The 16,984-nt window shown below is 40.0% G+C and carries 18 protein-coding genes; all 18 read left to right on the top strand.

Annotation, left to right across the window (positions count from 1 at the left end):
- Nucleotides 1-9: 9 nt before the first annotated feature.
- On the top strand, nt 10-681 hold the full coding sequence (locus tag NE558_RS11235) for an amino acid ABC transporter permease (protein ID WP_256150165.1): 672 nt from the start codon (nt 10-12) through the stop codon (nt 679-681).
- Entirely contained in the window at nt 668-1,396 is a 729-nt protein-coding gene (locus tag NE558_RS11230; protein WP_256150164.1) for an amino acid ABC transporter ATP-binding protein, read from the top strand. The genes NE558_RS11235 and NE558_RS11230 overlap by 14 nt, the downstream gene beginning before the upstream one ends.
- A 539-nt stretch (nt 1,397-1,935) precedes the next feature.
- Nucleotides 1,936-2,283 (top strand): helix-turn-helix domain-containing protein, encoded by a 348-nt coding sequence (locus tag NE558_RS11225; protein ID WP_256150163.1) that lies wholly within the window; start codon nt 1,936-1,938, stop codon nt 2,281-2,283.
- Between the two features lie 15 nt (nt 2,284-2,298).
- Complete coding sequence (locus NE558_RS11220) at nt 2,299-2,556, top strand: hypothetical protein (RefSeq protein ID WP_256150162.1); 258 nt, start codon at nt 2,299-2,301, stop codon at nt 2,554-2,556.
- 408 nt (nt 2,557-2,964) lie between these two features.
- Nucleotides 2,965-3,657, top strand: a complete 693-nt coding sequence (locus tag NE558_RS11215; RefSeq protein ID WP_256150161.1) for a DUF554 domain-containing protein — start codon at nt 2,965-2,967, stop codon at nt 3,655-3,657.
- 272 nt (nt 3,658-3,929) lie between these two features.
- Nucleotides 3,930-4,397, top strand: coding sequence for a ribosome maturation factor RimP (gene rimP, locus NE558_RS11210; RefSeq protein WP_256150160.1), 468 nt, complete (start codon nt 3,930-3,932; stop codon nt 4,395-4,397).
- A 23-nt stretch (nt 4,398-4,420) separates the two neighbouring features.
- A complete protein-coding gene (gene nusA, locus NE558_RS11205; RefSeq protein ID WP_256150159.1) occupies nt 4,421-5,563 on the top strand; it encodes a transcription termination factor NusA in 1,143 nt (380 codons plus the stop codon).
- Nucleotides 5,564-5,582: 19 nt separating this feature from the next.
- A complete protein-coding gene (gene rnpM, locus NE558_RS11200) occupies nt 5,583-5,858 on the top strand; it encodes an RNase P modulator RnpM (protein WP_256150158.1) in 276 nt (91 codons plus the stop codon).
- A complete protein-coding gene (locus NE558_RS11195) occupies nt 5,851-6,165 on the top strand; it encodes a L7Ae/L30e/S12e/Gadd45 family ribosomal protein (RefSeq protein WP_256150157.1) in 315 nt (104 codons plus the stop codon). The genes rnpM and NE558_RS11195 overlap by 8 nt, the downstream gene beginning before the upstream one ends.
- 44 nt (nt 6,166-6,209) lie before the next feature.
- Entirely contained in the window at nt 6,210-8,669 is a 2,460-nt protein-coding gene (infB, locus tag NE558_RS11190) for a translation initiation factor IF-2 (protein WP_256150155.1), read from the top strand.
- Between the two features lie 12 nt (nt 8,670-8,681).
- The gene (gene rbfA / locus NE558_RS11185) at nt 8,682-9,065 is read left to right on the top strand and encodes a 30S ribosome-binding factor RbfA (protein WP_066052305.1); all 384 of its coding nucleotides are present in this window, start codon (nt 8,682-8,684) and stop codon (nt 9,063-9,065) included.
- Nucleotides 9,049-10,011 (top strand): DHH family phosphoesterase, encoded by a 963-nt coding sequence (locus NE558_RS11180; protein ID WP_256150154.1) that lies wholly within the window; start codon nt 9,049-9,051, stop codon nt 10,009-10,011. The genes rbfA and NE558_RS11180 overlap by 17 nt, the downstream gene beginning before the upstream one ends.
- 12 nt (nt 10,012-10,023) lie before the next feature.
- On the top strand, nt 10,024-10,926 hold the full coding sequence (truB, locus tag NE558_RS11175; protein ID WP_256150153.1) for a tRNA pseudouridine(55) synthase TruB: 903 nt from the start codon (nt 10,024-10,026) through the stop codon (nt 10,924-10,926).
- Nucleotides 10,927-10,937: 11 nt separating this feature from the next.
- Nucleotides 10,938-11,894 (top strand): bifunctional riboflavin kinase/FAD synthetase, encoded by a 957-nt coding sequence (locus NE558_RS11170; RefSeq protein ID WP_256150152.1) that lies wholly within the window; start codon nt 10,938-10,940, stop codon nt 11,892-11,894.
- Between the two features lie 18 nt (nt 11,895-11,912).
- Nucleotides 11,913-12,812 carry a DMT family transporter gene (locus tag NE558_RS11165; protein ID WP_256150151.1) on the top strand — a complete coding sequence of 300 codons (900 nt, stop codon included), beginning with the start codon at nt 11,913-11,915 and terminating at the stop codon, nt 12,810-12,812.
- A 146-nt stretch (nt 12,813-12,958) separates the two neighbouring features.
- The gene (gene rpsO, locus NE558_RS11160; protein ID WP_256150150.1) at nt 12,959-13,222 is read left to right on the top strand and encodes a 30S ribosomal protein S15; all 264 of its coding nucleotides are present in this window, start codon (nt 12,959-12,961) and stop codon (nt 13,220-13,222) included.
- Between the two features lie 171 nt (nt 13,223-13,393).
- Nucleotides 13,394-15,541, top strand: a complete 2,148-nt coding sequence (locus NE558_RS11155) for a polyribonucleotide nucleotidyltransferase (protein ID WP_256150149.1) — start codon at nt 13,394-13,396, stop codon at nt 15,539-15,541.
- A gap of 131 nt (nt 15,542-15,672) precedes the next feature.
- A complete protein-coding gene (locus NE558_RS11150; RefSeq protein WP_256150148.1) occupies nt 15,673-16,944 on the top strand; it encodes a M16 family metallopeptidase in 1,272 nt (423 codons plus the stop codon).
- Nucleotides 16,945-16,984: the final 40 nt, after the last annotated feature.

The following is a 16,984-nucleotide window of genomic DNA, read 5'->3' as shown; positions in this document are numbered from 1 at the left end:
CAATGCCTTATGAATGGCTTTTCGAATTTTATTGAATATACAATAGGGATTTTTCCTCAGCTTTTGCGAGGGATGTCCTTAACGCTACAGATGACGATTTTATCACTGATTTTGGCTTTGATAATAGGTATTATTTCCTGTATGTTTAATATTTCTAAAATTAAAGTATTAAACGTTTTCTCAGGAATCTATTTAAGCTTGATTCGCGGAACACCCTTGATGGTACAGGCAGTTTTTATTTACTTTGCCATTCCTGCTGTTTTGGAAATAAAGATCCAACCTTTTTCTGCGGCGGTAATTGTGCTGTGCTTAAATGCTGGGGCATATTTATCAGAAATATTCCGCAGTGGTATTATGGCAGTAAATAAAGGGCAGATGGAAGCGGCAAGAAGCCTTGGACTGCCCTATGGTGTGGCTATGGTGAAGATCATTTTGCCACAGGCAATTCGCATTGTGATTCCATCAGTGGTAAATCAGTTTATTATTACGTTAAAGGATACCTCTATCCTTTCGACCATTGGTTGTGCAGAGCTTATGCGCCAGGGCAACCTCATTGTTGCAAGAAATTTTCGCGGCTTTGAAACCTATGCAGTAATTGCAGTGATGTATTACATTGTGATTACAATATTGACAAAGGCGGCGAAAATGATCGAAAGGAGGCTGGCAAATGGTAAAAGTTAAGGTAGAAGGCCTAAAAAAGAGCTTTGGAGAACTTGAGGTTCTCAAAGGGATTGATCTTGAGGTGAAAGAGGGAGAAGTGGTTTGCTTAATCGGACCCTCGGGTTCTGGCAAAAGTACTTTCTTACGCTGCTTAAATCGTCTGGAAGAAATCACCGGTGGAATTGTTATTGTTGATGACAATGACTTGACTGCAAAAGGCTCGAACATCAATAAAATTAGGGAAAACATTGGAATGGTATTTCAGCAGTTCAACCTGTTTCCTCATCTGAATGTTCTGGAAAACATTATGCTGGCTCCTGTGGATCGAAAAAAGATGACAAAAGAGCAGGCAAAAGAAAAGGCATTGTCTTTATTGTCAACAGTTGGTTTATCAGAAAAAGCAGCTGAATATCCTGCGAATCTCTCCGGTGGTCAGCAACAGCGTGTTGCAATTGCAAGGGCGTTAGCTATGGAACCGGATATTATGCTTTTTGATGAGCCAACCTCTGCCCTTGATCCTGAAATGGTCGGGGAGGTTTTAGAGGTCATGAAAAAGCTGGCGGCAGATGGCATGACCATGGTAGTTGTTACCCATGAGATGGGTTTTGCAAGAGAAGTGGCTGACCGAGTGATTTTTATGGACGGTGGTTATATTGTGGAAGAGGGGACACCAGAAGCTGTATTTGGCAACCCTAAAAACAAAAGAACCCAAGATTTCTTAAATAAAGTATTATAAAACTTAAGTGTATCCGAGAGGGAAAGTTTTGTACGCCCACTCAGCAATCCTCCAATCAGGATGTTTACAAAATCATAGATGTTTCAAACAAACGACGACTATGATGAATTGTAAATAATCTTAATTGGAGGATTTTTTTATGAAATAAAACTATCTAACAAGTAGGAATGACAACTTGAGAAATAAGTGACTCTATTTGGTAAGATAGAAAGGTGTATATTATGATGAATTCTTCCGGAAGGGAAACTGAACGAGGATTGTACTGCTGTTAGCTGTTCAAGAAATTGCAAATAATTTATATAACTTGATTTATAAATAGCATTAGTGGAGCTTTACAGAAATATATGATATGCTTTTACGTAGGAATGAAAAGTACTATTTTCAATAGTAATAAACAGATAGAATAAACCTTCAACACATGACTTTATGATATGCAACCATAGATTTCCTATATGCAACGAATGGTTTACAACGTTTAAACAGGTGTTGGTGGTGTGCAACGAATAAATGATGCTACAATTTTTACAGGGGGTGATAATATGAACATGGCAGAAAGACTGTATGATTTGCGCAAGAGAGCAAACTATTCTCAAGAGCAAGTTTCTGATATGTTAGGTATTTCAAGGCAGGCTGTATCTAAATGGGAGAGCGGACAAGGAAAGCCGGAAATTGAAAATGTAATTAAGCTTATGGAGATTTATAAAGTGAGTGCTGACTATATTTTAATTGGTCAGGAAAACCATACCCAAGTTGTACCTAAGCAAAAGAAGGAACTAAGTCATACCGCTCAGAAAACCATTGGAATCATTGCTATTATAGCGTCGACGGCAATGATAACAGTATTATTTATTTTTGCATTAGGAACATTATCAAAATTAGGAATTTAAGGAGGTTTTTTAAATTTGGTTAGAGAAAGTCAACTGAAAAAAAATTTGTTTATCATAATTTCCATATGCATGGTTTTTTCCATGAGTGGTTGTGTATATAATAATAAGGGAATGGATGATTTAAGCTTTGAAGAAAAGCAGGAGGTTCTGCAATCTTTAGAACAAGTGAGAGAAGAATTAAAAGAAGAATATTCAGGTGAAACCTTTGACTTTGCAGTGGAAATTGTTGATCGGGTAGAGAAAGCTCTTACGGAATCCCAGGAGAAAGAATAGCAAAATAAGTTTATCGTAAACATGGAAAAATTTTAAATCCCAAGGGCGGAAGAAGATTTTATTGTCAACTGCCTTTGAATCCAATATGGGAGGAACCATTGTAGTGCTGTGACATGACTGCTTTCAACGGCGGAGGCTGCTTATGTAAAGATTTCTATTAGCATAAGGAATTGGCACGAAATATAAAAAACAGTGTGTGGGATTTTAAGTCTCAGCACTGTTTTTTTGTATTTATCAAATCTTCGAATTGTATAATAATATGTGGTAGAATTTAAGTAATCGGGTAGAAGAGTGAAAAATTTCTGTTTTTGCATAGCATTCAGAAAAGATATCAATATTGTATTTATGGACAAACATTACAAAAAATGGTATACTTTCGATGTTTATATAAAGAATAGGGGGAGAAATATGCTGGGTGTTATTGTCAATGTGATTGTGATTATCCTAGGCAGTGGGATTGGCATGGTTTTGAAAAAGGGAATTCCTGAAAAAATTTCTGAGACCATGATGAAAGGTCTTGGGCTTTGTACATTATATATTGGATGGTCAGGTGCACTAAAAGGAAGCAATACATTAGTTTTAATTATCTCTATGGCCATAGGCATTGTTATTGGTGAAGGATTTGATTTGGATAAAAGACTTAATAATTTTGCTGAGAAATTAGAAAAAAAATTTAGTAAACAGGATGGAAGCATTTCTATTGCAGAGGGCTTTATTGCGGCTTCCCTATTGTTTTGTGTTGGAGCCATGACAGTTGTAGGCTCTTTACAGGCGGGTCTATCAGGAAATTACGAAATGCTTTTTACAAAATCAGTACTGGATTTTATATCATCTATGATATTTGCTTCCACTCTGGGCATTGGGGTAATGCTTTCTGCTGTATTTGTACTAATTTTTCAAGGGGGCATTGTTTTGCTGGCACAAGTGGCTGCTCCTTTTTTAACGGATGGCGTAGTGGCAGAGATGACTTGCGTAGGTTCTGTTTTAATTTTTGCATTAGGTCTAAATATTATAGGGATTACCAAATTAAAGGTTTTAAATTTTTTACCTGCAATGTTTTTGCCTATATTACTGACGCCATTGCTTGCTCAAATTATTTGAAAAGGAGATATTTTTAGGACTAATAAATTATTTTGGGTTGTATCAAAATATAACAAAATTTATTTTTCTATCTACGGAATATCTTTCTTTAAAATGGAAAAGCTCTAAGTGCTGGGTGCCTTTAGGATACGGAAAAAATTAGGAAAGTCCTTGCATTTGGGGCAAAACGGTGTTATACTCTAAAAAGAAACTTATAGTATGCGGACGAGAGAGTGGGTAAATGCCCACTCTTTGTTATTGCATAGGCTAAATTTTTATAAAGAGGTGTGGGAATGGCGAAAGTTAGTAATACTGATAAAAAAATACTGCCGATTTTGGAGCCCATTATTGCAGAGAGAAATTTGGAACTTGTTGATTTAGAGTTTGTAAAAGAGGGTGCAAACTGGTATCTACGTGTTTATATTGACAAAGAGGGCGGCGTGGATATTGATGATTGCGAGGGCGTAAGCCGTGCATTGGAGGCAAAGCTTGACACAGAAGACCCGATTGAACAGGCATATATATTGGAAGTAAGTTCTCCCGGCATTGACCGACCATTGAAAAAAGATGCCGATTTTGATAAATATCGTGGTGAAATGATTGATATTAAGCTCTATAAAGGATTAAATGGGCAAAAGCAATATCAGGGAAAACTATTGGGGTTGGAAAATGGTGTGATTTCCATTGAAGACGAGGAAAACAAGGTTATTACGTTTGAACAGAAGGAAGTTGCCGGGGTTCGCTTGGCAGTGATCTTCTAAAGCTAAGAGGAGGAATAGGAAAAATGGATAGAGCGGAGTTTATGGATGCTTTGAATTTGATTGAAAAGGAAAAGGGCATCGATAAAGAAATTATTTTTGAAGCCATTGAGGCATCTTTGGTTTCGGCTTGTAAAAAGAACTTCGGCAGTGGTCAAAATATTAAGGTAGTGATTGACAGAGAAACTGGTAATGTGGCTTGCTATGCACAGAAAACAGTGACTGATGAAATTAAGGATGAACAGAATGAAATTTTACTGGCAGCTGCAAGAGTTTTGAACCCCAACTATACAGTGGGTGATGTGGTTGACTTAGAAGTAACCCCCAGAGACTTTGGCCGAATCTCCGCACAGACTGCAAAACAGGTTGTAGTGCAAAAATTCCGTGAGGCAGAAAGAGAAATTCTGTATAATCAATACATTACAAAAGAACGTGAAGTTGTAACAAGTATTGTTCAAAGAAGAGACAGACGTAATATTATAGTTCAGATGGGTAAAATTGACGCTGTTTTGGCATCAAATGAGCAGATTCCCGGGGAACAGTACAACTTTATGGATCGTTTGAAAGTATATGTTTTGGAAGTAAAGCAGACAACAAAGGGCCCTCAGATTTTTGTATCCAGAACCCACCCTGAGCTGGTAAAGCGTTTATTTGAACAGGAAGTACCTGAAGTATTTGATGGTACAGTTGAAATTAAAAGCATTGCAAGAGAGGCAGGAAGCCGTACAAAAATCGCTGTTTATTCCAAAGACAAAAACGTGGATGCATTGGGTGCTTGTGTTGGACAAAACGGATATCGTGTGAATGTCATTGTAAAAGAGCTTGGTGGGGAAAAGATTGATGTTATCAATTGGAGCGATGACCCTAAGGAATTTATTGCGGCGGCATTGAGCCCATCCAAGGTTTTGGCGGTTGCATTGAATGCGGAAGAACAGAGCGCAAAAATTGTTGTGCCTGATCATCAGCTTTCATTGGCCATCGGTAAGGAAGGCCAGAATGCAAGACTTTCCGCAAAACTGACCGGATGGAGAATTGATATTAAGAGTGAAACACAGGCTAAGGCAACAAACTTTATATCCGAAGAACCTGCAGGTGCCGTGGATATGGAAGAGGTTATTGATGCTGTGGATATGGAAGAGATACAGGAAGAGGAACTGACACAAGAATAAGAGCGGGGAGGATGATAGTATGAAGCAAAGAAAAATTCCTCTTAGAAAATGTACCGGTTGTCAGGAAATGAAAAGTAAAAAAGAACTCATTCGCATTGTTCGTAATGATGAAGGTGAATTTTCCTTGGACAGAACAGGGAAAAAACCTGGTCGAGGTGCATATATATGCCCATGCAGCGAGTGCTTGACAAAGGCGCAGAAATCGAAAGGTTTGGAGCGTTCCTTTAAGGCACCTGTACCAAAAGAGGTATACGAACAGCTTTTGAGAGAACTGAGTGGTGAGGAACATGAGTAAATTTTACTCTCTTTTAGGATTGTGTAAAAAGGCCGGCAAGGTGGTTGGCGGAGAAGTTGCCGTGGAAAATGCAATCCGTCAAAAGACAACAGAGTTGCTGATTTTAGCAGGGGATGCATCAGGAAATACGAAAAAGAAATTCAATAATTCGGCGGCGTACTATGAAATTTCACTCATCGAGATGGGGGATAAAGTGAGTTTGGGCAGTGCGATTGGTGATGAATTTCGGGCAATCCTTGGGGTGACGGATAAAGGCTTTGCAAAAAAGCTTATGGAGTTAGCGGAAGAAGAAAAAGGTCGTGAATGAAAAGGGAAAAACGGTTTTTCGTTTGGAAAGTAGAGGTGTAGTGAATGTCAAAGATTCGAATCTATGAATTAGCAAAACAGCTTGGTGTTACAAATAAGGATTTAATGGCAAAACTAAAAAGTATTGAGATTGAAGCGTCCAGCCATATGAGTGTTTTGGAAGCGGATTCTGTGGAAAAGGTAAAGAAATTATACGCGCCCAAAGACGGAGCATCTGACAAGAATGCAGTGCAAAAGGATGGGACGAATCAGGGAAGCAATAAGCCTGCCCAGAATCAAGGAGGTAATAGACCTGCTCAGAATCAAGGAGGTAATAGACCTGCTCAGAATCAGGGAGGTAATAGACCTGCCCAGAATCAGGGAGGTAATAGACCTGCTCAGAATCAGGGAGGTAATAGACCTGCTCAGAATCAGGGAGGTAATAGACCTGCCCAGAATCAAGGAGGTAATAGACCTGCCCAGAATCAAGGAGGTAATAGACCTGCCCAGAATCAGGGAGGAAATAAAGACGAGGTTAAGAAGGATGTAGAAAAGAAAGAAGCCCCTCGTCAGCAGCCTAGTGCACCAGTGAAAAAAGATGACAAGAATGCTAAGGGCAATAAAAAGGATGACAGAAACGCAAAAGGGAATAAAAAAGATCAAAGACCTAAGGAAAATCCCATTGAGCGTAGACGTCGTGAAAGAGAAGAAGAAGCTGCTCTTATGGCAGAGTTGGAGATTTTGGAGGCTGAAGAAAGAGCTGCAAATCCTGAACCTGTAACAAAGAGCATTCCTGAAACAACTACAGTGAAGGATTTGGCTGAGGTGCTTGGGAAAAAAGGTTCTGACCTTGTGATGAGTTTAATGAAAAAGGGCAAAATGATGAATATCAATGCTGCTCTTGATTTTGAAACAGCTGCTACGATTGCTTTAGAATATAATGTTATTCTGGAAAAAGAAATAGAAGCTGATATTATGGAAACTGTATTTGCTGAGGAAGAGGAAGATGACAGCCTTTTAGAGGAACGTCCTCCCGTTGTAGTTGTTATGGGTCACGTTGACCACGGCAAAACCTCTTTATTGGATGCAATTCGCCATAGCGATGTAACCAAAGGTGAAGCAGGCGGCATCACACAGCATATTGGTGCATATACCGTTCAAATTGCGGGAAAACCCATTACGTTCTTAGATACACCAGGACACGAAGCTTTTACTGCAATGCGTATGCGTGGTGCTCAAATTACAGACATCGCTATTTTGGTGGTTGCGGCAGACGATGGTGTTATGCCTCAGACGGTTGAAGCCATTAACCATGCAAAAGCGGCAGGTGTTGAAATTATTGTTGCTATTAACAAAATGGATAAACCCTCTGCAAACCCTGACCGTGTAAAACAGGAATTGACAGAATTCCAGCTGTTGGCGGAAGATTGGGGCGGTGAAACCATTTGTGTACCTGTTTCTGCGGCTACCAAGGACGGCATTGACACCTTATTGGAAATGATTACTCTGGTTGCGGAAATGAAGGAATTACGTGCCAATCCCAACAAAAACGCAAGAGGTGTTATCATCGAGGCTCAGTTGGATAAGGGCAGAGGCCCCGTAGCAACTGTTTTGGTACAGGGTGGTACACTCCAAGTAGGCGACCCCATTGTAGCAGGCTGTGCTTATGGTAAAATCAGAGCAATGACTGATGATAAGGGCAGACGTGTGAAGAAAGCAGGTCCATCTACTCCTGTTGAAATTTTGGGTCTTTCTGAGGTGCCTACTGCCGGTGACGGTTTCTATGTTGCAGAAAATGATAAGCAAGCAAGACAGGTTGCAGAAAGCATTGTAGCAAGAAACAGAGAGAATCTGATTAAGGACACACCTCAGAAGGTTTCCTTGGATGATTTGTTCTCTCAAATTCAAAGCGGCAACATGAAGGAATTAAATATTGTTGTTAAGGCGGATGTACAGGGTTCTGTTGAGGCCGTTCGCCAGAGTTTAGAGCGTTTGTCTAACGAAGAAGTACGTGTGCGCATTATTCATGGTGGTGTTGGTGCCATTACAGAAAGTGACGTTATGTTGGCTTCCGCTTCCAATGCTATTATCATTGGGTTTAATGTACGCCCTGAACCTGCGGCAAAAGCTTTTGGTGATGAAGAAAAGGTTGATATTCGTTTGTATCGTGTCATCTATAATGCAATTGAGGATGTAACAGCGGCGATGAAGGGTATGCTGGATCCTGTATTTGAAGAAAAAGTACTGGGTCATGCTGAGATACGTCAGCTGTTTAAGGCATCCGGCGTAGGTACCATTGCAGGCAGCTATGTGAAGGATGGCAAATTTATTCGTAATTGTAAGGTGCGTATTTTGCGTGACAATATTGTTGTTTACGAAGGTGATTTGGAAAGCTTAAAGCGTTTCAAGGATGACGCGAAAGAAGTTGCGGCAGGATATGAATGCGGTTTGGTTTTCAAGAAGTTTAATGATTTAAAGGAAGGTGACTGGGTAGAAGCCTTCACCATGGTTGAGGTACCCAGATAATTAGGTGAATTTATGAAAAACAACACAAGAATATCTCGTGTAAATGACGAGATTTTAAAAGAACTATCCCAAATTATCAGAGGGGAACTAAAAGATCCCCGTATTGGTTCAATGACCAGTGTAATACGGGTTGAAACAACATCGGATTTAAAATATTGCAAGGTGTATGTTTCTGTTTTAGGTAATGACGAAGAAAAGAGCAGTGTAATGCAGGGGTTGAAGAATGCCGCAGGATTTGTGCGTCGTTTGATTGCCCAAAGAATTAATCTTCGCATTACGCCGGAATTTACCTTTAAGCTGGATGAATCCGCAGAATATGCCATTCACATGAATCAGCTGATTAGCCAAATTTCTAAGGATTTAAAGGAGAAAGAAGCCAATGAAGGGAATGAATGATTCTTTAGAAAAAATCAGAGAAATCATTTCTGCTCATCAGAACATTGTGCTTTGCGGTCATATCAATCCTGACGGGGACGCCATTGGGGCAAATCTTGCCTTGGCGGCCTCCCTGAAAAAGGCGGGTAAAAATGTCCAGGTGCTTTTGAGACCCTATGCGTCTAAATATGAAGTGATTCCCAATGGCAATTTGGTTGTGCAAAAGGAAGATGTGACCAGGGCAGAGCTTTTTATTGCCTTAGACTGCGGAGATATGGGACGCTTTGACTGGATTGAGGATATTTTCAAAGGTGCAAAGTGTACCATGAACATTGACCACCATGCCAGCAATTCCTTTTTTGGAGAATATAACTATGTGGAGGAGAATGCTTCCTCAACATGCCAGATTGTTTTTAATCTGCTGAAAGGATTTTATCCTATTGATGAAGAGATTGCTTCAGCGTTATATGCTGGAATTATTTATGATACTGGTGGTTTTCGCCATAGCTCCACTACGACTGATACCATGCAGGCGGCAGGAGAGTTAATGTCTTATGGAATCCCTTTTACTAAAATTTATAATGCTTTATTCGACAGCCGAAGCTTTTCGGAAATGAAGATTATGGGTAGAGCTTTTGATAAAGCTGAGCTTTGTCTTGATGGCAAGGTGATTTTTACCTCCATTACTATGATGGATATGGAGGAGTGTAAGGGTACCAATAAGGAGCTTGATGCAATCATCAATTATATAAAGGGTGTCAATGACGTGAAAATTGCATGCTTTTTATATGAAAAGAATGAAATGGATGTGAAAGCCAGCTTCCGAGGCAACGATGGCTACGATGTTTGTGCCTTGGCACAAAAATTTGGTGGCGGCGGACATGTAAAGGCGGCAGGGTGTACTATCGTGGCACCTTTGGCAACGGCAAAGGAATTGGTTTTTGCTGAAATAGAAAAAATGCTATGAGGGGGAGACCTTTTGGACGGAATCCTAAATATTTATAAAGAAAAAGGTTTTACCTCCCATGATGTTGTTGCAGTGGTGCGAAAAACACTGCACATGAAAAAGGTTGGGCATACAGGTACCCTTGATCCTGATGCAGAGGGCGTATTGCCTATATGCGTAGGCAGGGGGACTAAGCTTGCGGATATCATTATGGATGGTAGAAAAAGCTACCGCGCTATACTCCATTTAGGTATCTCCACAACAACAGAGGATGCCTCGGGGGAAATAGTGGAGGAGAAGCCTGTGGTTTTTGATGAGGAGAGCATTGGAAGAGCCATAAGTTCCTTCATTGGAGAGCAGGAGCAGATACCGCCCATGTATTCTGCGGTAAAAATCAATGGCAAAAAGCTTTATGAATTGGCCAGAGCGGGAAAAGAGATTGAGCGTAAGGCTCGGAAAATTACGGTTTATGATATTAAAATACGTCGTTTTATTCCTCCTTGCCAAGTAGAGATGGATGTGGAATGCTCCAAAGGCACGTATATCCGCACACTATGTGCTGATATTGGCAAGGCTTTGGGGTGCGGCGGGCATATGGCAGGTTTATTAAGAACTGCTACCGGTGCATTCACTTTGGAAAATGCCATCAAGCTTCATGAATTAAAGGCTTTGGAGGAAACAGGGCAGGTTGACACTGTGCTTTTGGGGTTGGCAGATGCCTTGAAGGGGTATACAAGGGTTTATGTTTCAGAAAAATCTGCAAAGCTGTTATACAACGGCGGTAAGATACGTAGTGAATTTTTTAAGTCTGAAAAAGAGTTAAAAGAAGGTCAAGAGGTAATTGTTTTTGACCATAACAGGGATTTAACGGGGATATATACAATCGTACAGGAAGAAAAAAGCTTTTTTATCAAACCATTAAAGATGTTGATTTAAGGAGTAGAAAAATGGAACATATCACGGATACGCACATAGACCAGAATCAGCCGACGGCGGTAACGTTGGGCAATTTTGACGGCTTGCACTTGGGACATCGTGCGTTGATCAAATTGACAAAGCAATTTGCAGAGGAAGAAGGGTTAAAAAGTGTTGTTTTTACTTTTTCTCCCCATCCGATGCTGGTGTTCGGGAAAAAAGATGACTTTGCGCTGATTATGGCTCCTTCGGAAAAGAAATTTACCATGGAGCAAATGGGCATTGATACTTATATTGAGTATCCCTTTGACCAAACATTTGCAGCAATGAGTGCCGAAGATTTTGCAATAAAGCTGATTTTTGAAAGAATGCAGTGCCGTGTTTTGATAGTAGGAGAAAATTATCACTTTGGCGCAAACCGTTCAGGTGATTACGAAATGCTGCAAAGGCTGGGAGAAGCCCGTGGCGTTAAGGTTATTGCAGTACCCTCTGTTTTATTTGAGGAAGAACGGGTTAGCTCTTCTAGAATTCGCAAGTGCTTGATACAAAAGGATTTGGAAGAAGCAAACCGTATGCTGACAGAGCCGTATTTCATTTTGGGGACGGTGTCTGAGGGGAAAAAACTGGGCAGAACCATTGGTTTTCCTACAATTAACATTCTTGCCCACCCCTTAAAGCTGTTTCCGCCAAATGGTGTGTATGCGACAAAAACTTTGTATAAAGGGAAATATTATTATGGCGTGACCAATATTGGAATTAATCCTACAGTAAATGGTACACAGAAAATTGTAGAGACCTATTTGCTGAATTTTAATGAAAATGTTTACGGTGAAACATTGCAAACATTTTTCTATAAATTTTTACGCAGTGAACGTAAATTTCCCGGTGTTGAGGAATTGCGTCAGCAAATCAAAATAAATGCTGAGCAGGCAGCAGAGTATTTTGCATCTGAGGAGTATTTAATCAAATGGAAAAGCGCCCAAGAGTAAAATTTGGGGAGTATAAATATGAGTCAAAACAAGAAAATATGGGCAACCCTTGCGTTGCTTTTAACAGCTGCCATTTGGGGCAGTGCCTTTGTTTTCCAAAAGTTTGCCGTTGACGAATTAACTACATCTTTTATTGTTGCGTCTCGCTTTAGTGTTGCAGGGATTATTACTGCCCTTGCAACAATTAAAAAGTGGCATCGCATTGATAAGGAATATTTAATAGGGGGACTTGTTTCAGGTTCTACCATGGTGTTGGGCTCCGGATTACAAACTGTGGCTATGACTTATGGCACGACCCCAGGCAAAAGTGCATTTTTAACTTCCGCCTACTGTGTTATTGTACCTTTTTTAGGCTGGATATTTATGAAAGAGCGTCCTAAGAGAAATCATATTATCTCCGCAGCCATATGCTTAGTCGGGATTGGACTGATATCCTTGGAAGGCAGTATGAAAATCACCTTTGGTGATGGCATTACCTTGTTATGCAGTGGTGCGTTTGCCGCAAATATTATTTCTATTGCATATTATTGCAGAGGAAGAGACCCTATGCTTTTGACCATGCTGCAAATTTGTGTGGCAGGGATATTGGGATGGATTTCTGTCATCGTAACCGGTGGATTCCCCCAAAGCATATCGTTGGCGGCGGCTGGAAATGTGCTTTATTTGGCAATATTTTCAACGGCTGTATGTTTATCCTTACAAAGTATTGGGTTAAAATATATTAATGCAACGGTGGGCACAATTATTCTAAGCCTGGAATCTGTTTTTGGCGTAGTTTTCTCTGTGCTACTATTTAAAGAGCAGATAACAATAAAAATGGCATTGGGTTTTGCTGTAATTTTTATAGCAATTATTTTATCTCAGTTTGATTTTACAAAATCTGTCGATGAAAAAGTTGAGGAAAACCCAGAGAATTAGCGTATTGTCCTTGCAATGGCAAAGGTAGTATGCTAAAATAAAAATGCTGTAAATCCGAGACTCGGTCTTTGGACTCTCCAACCATTACTTAGTCTTTGGGGATGCATAGTAAAATATTTCAGGAATTATTTAAGGAGGAAATAACAATGGCAACAATCAACAAACAGGAAATTATCGCAAAATACGGCAGAACCCCTAACGATACAGGTTCTCCCGAAGTACAGATCGCTCTGTTGACAGCAAGAATTACAATGCTTACAGATCATTTGAAGGATCACAAGAAGGATCACCACTCCAGAAGAGGTCTTTTGAAAATGGTAGGACAGAGAAGAGGTCTTTTGAACTATTTGAAGGATCTGGATATTGAAAGATATCGTGCTATCCTTAGCGAACTCGGTCTGAGAAAGTAAGAATTGCGATATAGGGAAGAGAGAGGAAATTTCCTCTCTTTTCTTCTATGATTTCAAAAAGAAAGTAAGTGTATGTGGCACTATAGATTTCCAGCTTTTTTCATAGCTGAGGGTATGAAAAAAGCTGAAGATCTATGGTGCATAGAAGAAAAAACAAAAGGAGACTTCATTATGTTTAGAACTTATACCATGGATTTAGCAGGCAGAACCCTGACGGCTGAAATTGGCAGAGTTGCAGAACAGGCCAATGGCGCTGTTATTTTGCGCTATGGTGAAACCACAGTTTTGGTAACCGCTACTGCATCTCAAAAGCCCAGAGAAGGAATTGACTTTTTCCCTCTGAGCATTGATTACGAAGAAAGACTTTATTCTGTTGGTAAAATTCCCGGGGGCTTTATTAAAAGAGAAGGCAGACCTTCTGAGAAGGCTGTTTTAACCTCCAGATGTATTGATAGACCATTAAGACCTTTATTCCCCAAGGATTACAGAAATGATGTTGCAATTGTGGCAACAGTTATGTCTGTTGATCAGGATTGTTCACCCGAAGTAATCGCTATGATTGGTGCTTCCTTGGCGTTGAATATTTCTGATATTCCTTTCACTGATCCTGTTTCTTCCGTTAGCATTGGCTATTGCGATGGCCAGTTGGTTGTAAACCCTACGGCAGAGCAAAGAGAAACCTCTAGATTATCCTTAACTGTTTCCTCCAAGGAGGACAAGGTTATGATGATTGAAGCAGGAGCAGACGAAATTCCTGACGAATTGATGATGGAAGCTATCCATTTGGCTTTTGACACAAACCTTCAGGTTGTAAAATTTATCAAAGAAATCGTAGAAAAAGAAGGCAAGGAAAAAGCGCCTTATGAAGAGCATGTTATTAATCAGGAAGCTTATGACTTGGTTACAAGCTATATTACTGATGCAAGAATGGAAGATGCTGTTTTTGCTGAATTGAAGCAGGACAGAGATGCCAAGCTTAAGGTGATTACTGAAGAAGTAACAGAGGCTTTAACAGAAAAATTAACTGCAATTTATGGTGAAGACGCAAAAATCGGCGAATTGTTGGGCGAGATTATCTATAAATTTGAGAAGATGACAGTTAGACGTATGATTTTGAAAGACCACAAGCGTCCTGACGGTCGTGGTATTGAAGAAATCAGAAAGCTTTCCGCTGAAATTGATGTATTGCCTCGTGTTCATGGTTCTGCATTGTTCTCCAGAGGACAGACGCAGTGCTTGACAGTAACCACATTGGGCATGATTAGTGAAGGCCAGCGTTTGGATGGTTTAGATACCAATGAAACAGGCAAGCGTTATATCCATCATTATAACTTCCCTGGTTATTCCGTAGGTGAGGCAAAAACCTCCAGAGGTCCCGGTAGACGTGAAATTGGTCACGGTGCATTGGGTGAAAGAGCTTTATTGCCCGTTATTCCCAGTGAAGAGGAATTCCCATATGCAATCCGTTTGGTTTCCGATATTTTAAGCTCCAACGGTTCTACCTCTCAGGCAAGTATTTGTGGTTCTACGTTGTCCCTGATGGCGGCAGGTGTTCCCATTAAGCGTCCCGTTGCAGGCATTTCTGTAGGCTTGGTAACAGGTGATACAGAAGATGATTTTGTTGAAATCACTGATATTCAAGGCGTTGAGGACTTCTTTGGCGATATGGACTTTAAGGTTGCAGGAACCAGCGTTGGTATAACCGCTATCCAGATGGATATGAAGATTAAAGGCTTAACTTTTGCCATGATTGAGCAGGCATTTGCTCAGACTGGCAGAGCAAGAGAATATATTTTAAACGAGGTCATGCTGAAGGCTATTTCTGAATCCAGAAAAGAGCTTTCTCCTCATGCACCAAAGATTGCTTCTATGCAGATTGACGTTGAAAAGATTGCAGAAGTGATTGGTACAAGAGGTAAAGTAATCAAAAAGATTATTGAGGAAACAGGCTGTGCGATTGATACTGAGGATGACGGCACAATCTTTATCAAGGGTATTAATGCTGCAGATATTCAGCGTGCCATCGATATGATTAATGCCATTGTAAAAGATCCTATTCCAGGCACAATTTACACAGGAGCAATCACTAGACTAATGGCTTTTGGCGCATTCTTTGAAATTGCACCGGGCAAAGAAGGCTTGGTTCATATCTCCAAAATTTCCAACAAACGTGTGGAAAAGGTTGAGGATGTATTGGCTGTGGGTGACATTGTTAGCGCAAAGCTGATGGAAATTGACAAGCAGGGCAGACTGAATTTCTCAATGAAAGATGCGGTACCTCAGGAAGAAAAGCCTAAGGAAGAAAAGCATAGTCATTAAGCATAATATCTAACAGATAGGAGGCTGTGAAAAGGAAGGTTTTCCTGCACAGTCTCTTTCTTTATGAAAGCATAAAAAATATAGTTTGGAACATGATAAAAGAAATTAGCGTTTTGCATGGGAGAGATTATATGGTTATCATTAAAAAATTACAAAATGGGATTTCTGTTGCTTTAGAGGAAATTGCCTATGTACGAAGCATTTCTTTTGGTATTTGGGTAAAAAATGGTTCCAGAAATGAGAAGCCTGAGGAAAATGGGGTATCTCATTTTATCGAGCATATGATGTTTAAAGGAACAGAAAACAGAAGTGCAAAGGAAATCGCCCAGGCTATGGATGCTGTGGGTGGACAGATTAATGCTTATACCACAAAAGAATACACTTGTTATCATACCCGTGTATTGGATGAGCATTTTACCAGAGCGTTAGAGGTTATGAGCGATATGCTTTTGCGTTCTTTATTCGCTCAAAAAGACGTGGAAAAAGAGCGTAATGTTATTATTGAGGAAATCAATATGTATGAAGATGCGCCTGAGGAATTGGTGCATGATGCTTTACAAGATAGTATTTGGCGTGGAAGCTCTTTAGGAATGCCCATTTTGGGAACTACAGAGACCATTTCAGCATTTACCTCGGAGAGTATCCGTGATTATTATGAAGGAAATTATCAACCGGAGAATATTGTACTATCCATTGCAGGAAATTTTAAAACCGACGAAGTGATGGAGGAGCTGAATAAAGCCCTTGGTTCTTGGGAACGAAAGAAGCCATTTATACAATATGACTCTAAAGCAGAGTATCAAATTGCCCATGTAGTAAGGGAGAAGGACGTGGAACAGGTGCATAGTTGTGTTGCCTTTCCCAGCGTGGAGCGGGATCATCCTATGAAGTATGCCCTTGGAGTATTTAATACTATTTTTGGTGGTGGGATGAGTTCTAGATTATTTCAAAAGGTTCGTGAAGAAAATGGTTTGACCTATTCCATTTACAGCTACACAACGGCATTTTCCGATACAGGATTATTTTCTGTTTGCGGTGGTATGAATCCAAACCAATTGGAGCGGGTGTATGACCTTATCTTGCGGGAAATTGAAGATGTAAAAAAGAAACAACTACCACAAAAACTCATTGATGTGACCAAAGAACAGTTGATTAGCAATTTTATCATTGGTACGGAAAGTACGTTGAATAGAATGACAGCGTCAGGATCGGCCTTGCTTTTGCGTGGCGTGGTTCAGGATTCTGAAGAGGTCATTGGGAAGCTTAGTGAAGTAACAGCCCATGATATTTTGCAGGTTACAAATATGATTTTTGATACGGAAAAAGTGAGTTGGAGTGCAGTTGGAAATGTAAAAGGTAAAGATATTGACAAAATAGGAAAAAAAGTTTTTCATAAATCATAGAATCCTAGGGATAATAAGGATACGGTATCATTCCGTAATT

This window comes from Anaerotignum propionicum, from assembly GCF_024461735.1.
Lineage (GTDB): Bacteria > Bacillota > Clostridia > Lachnospirales > Anaerotignaceae > Chakrabartyella.
The sequence above is the reverse complement of the archived record's forward strand: the minus strand, read 5'-3'. Positions and strand labels throughout refer to the sequence as shown.

What these genes read in the sequence shown, in the direction of transcription:
- NE558_RS11195 (WP_256150157.1), top strand. Translation starts at nt 5,851, where the DNA reads ATGAGTAAATTTTACTCTCTTTTAGGATTGTGTAAAAAGGCCGGCAAG.
- rbfA (WP_066052305.1), top strand. Translation starts at nt 8,682, where the DNA reads ATGAAAAACAACACAAGAATATCTCGTGTAAATGACGAGATTTTAAAA.
- rpsO (WP_256150150.1), top strand. Translation starts at nt 12,959, where the DNA reads ATGGCAACAATCAACAAACAGGAAATTATCGCAAAATACGGCAGAACC.
- NE558_RS11180 (WP_256150154.1), top strand. Translation starts at nt 9,049, where the DNA reads ATGAAGGGAATGAATGATTCTTTAGAAAAAATCAGAGAAATCATTTCT.
- rimP (WP_256150160.1), top strand. Translation starts at nt 3,930, where the DNA reads ATGGCGAAAGTTAGTAATACTGATAAAAAAATACTGCCGATTTTGGAG.
- nusA (WP_256150159.1), top strand. Translation starts at nt 4,421, where the DNA reads ATGGATAGAGCGGAGTTTATGGATGCTTTGAATTTGATTGAAAAGGAA.
- NE558_RS11235 (WP_256150165.1), top strand. Translation starts at nt 10, where the DNA reads ATGAATGGCTTTTCGAATTTTATTGAATATACAATAGGGATTTTTCCT.
- NE558_RS11165 (WP_256150151.1), top strand. Translation starts at nt 11,913, where the DNA reads ATGAGTCAAAACAAGAAAATATGGGCAACCCTTGCGTTGCTTTTAACA.
- NE558_RS11155 (WP_256150149.1), top strand. Translation starts at nt 13,394, where the DNA reads ATGTTTAGAACTTATACCATGGATTTAGCAGGCAGAACCCTGACGGCT.
- NE558_RS11215 (WP_256150161.1), top strand. Translation starts at nt 2,965, where the DNA reads ATGCTGGGTGTTATTGTCAATGTGATTGTGATTATCCTAGGCAGTGGG.
- NE558_RS11225 (WP_256150163.1), top strand. Translation starts at nt 1,936, where the DNA reads ATGAACATGGCAGAAAGACTGTATGATTTGCGCAAGAGAGCAAACTAT.
- infB (WP_256150155.1), top strand. Translation starts at nt 6,210, where the DNA reads ATGTCAAAGATTCGAATCTATGAATTAGCAAAACAGCTTGGTGTTACA.
- NE558_RS11230 (WP_256150164.1), top strand. Translation starts at nt 668, where the DNA reads ATGGTAAAAGTTAAGGTAGAAGGCCTAAAAAAGAGCTTTGGAGAACTT.
- NE558_RS11170 (WP_256150152.1), top strand. Translation starts at nt 10,938, where the DNA reads ATGGAACATATCACGGATACGCACATAGACCAGAATCAGCCGACGGCG.
- rnpM (WP_256150158.1), top strand. Translation starts at nt 5,583, where the DNA reads ATGAAGCAAAGAAAAATTCCTCTTAGAAAATGTACCGGTTGTCAGGAA.
- NE558_RS11150 (WP_256150148.1), top strand. Translation starts at nt 15,673, where the DNA reads ATGGTTATCATTAAAAAATTACAAAATGGGATTTCTGTTGCTTTAGAG.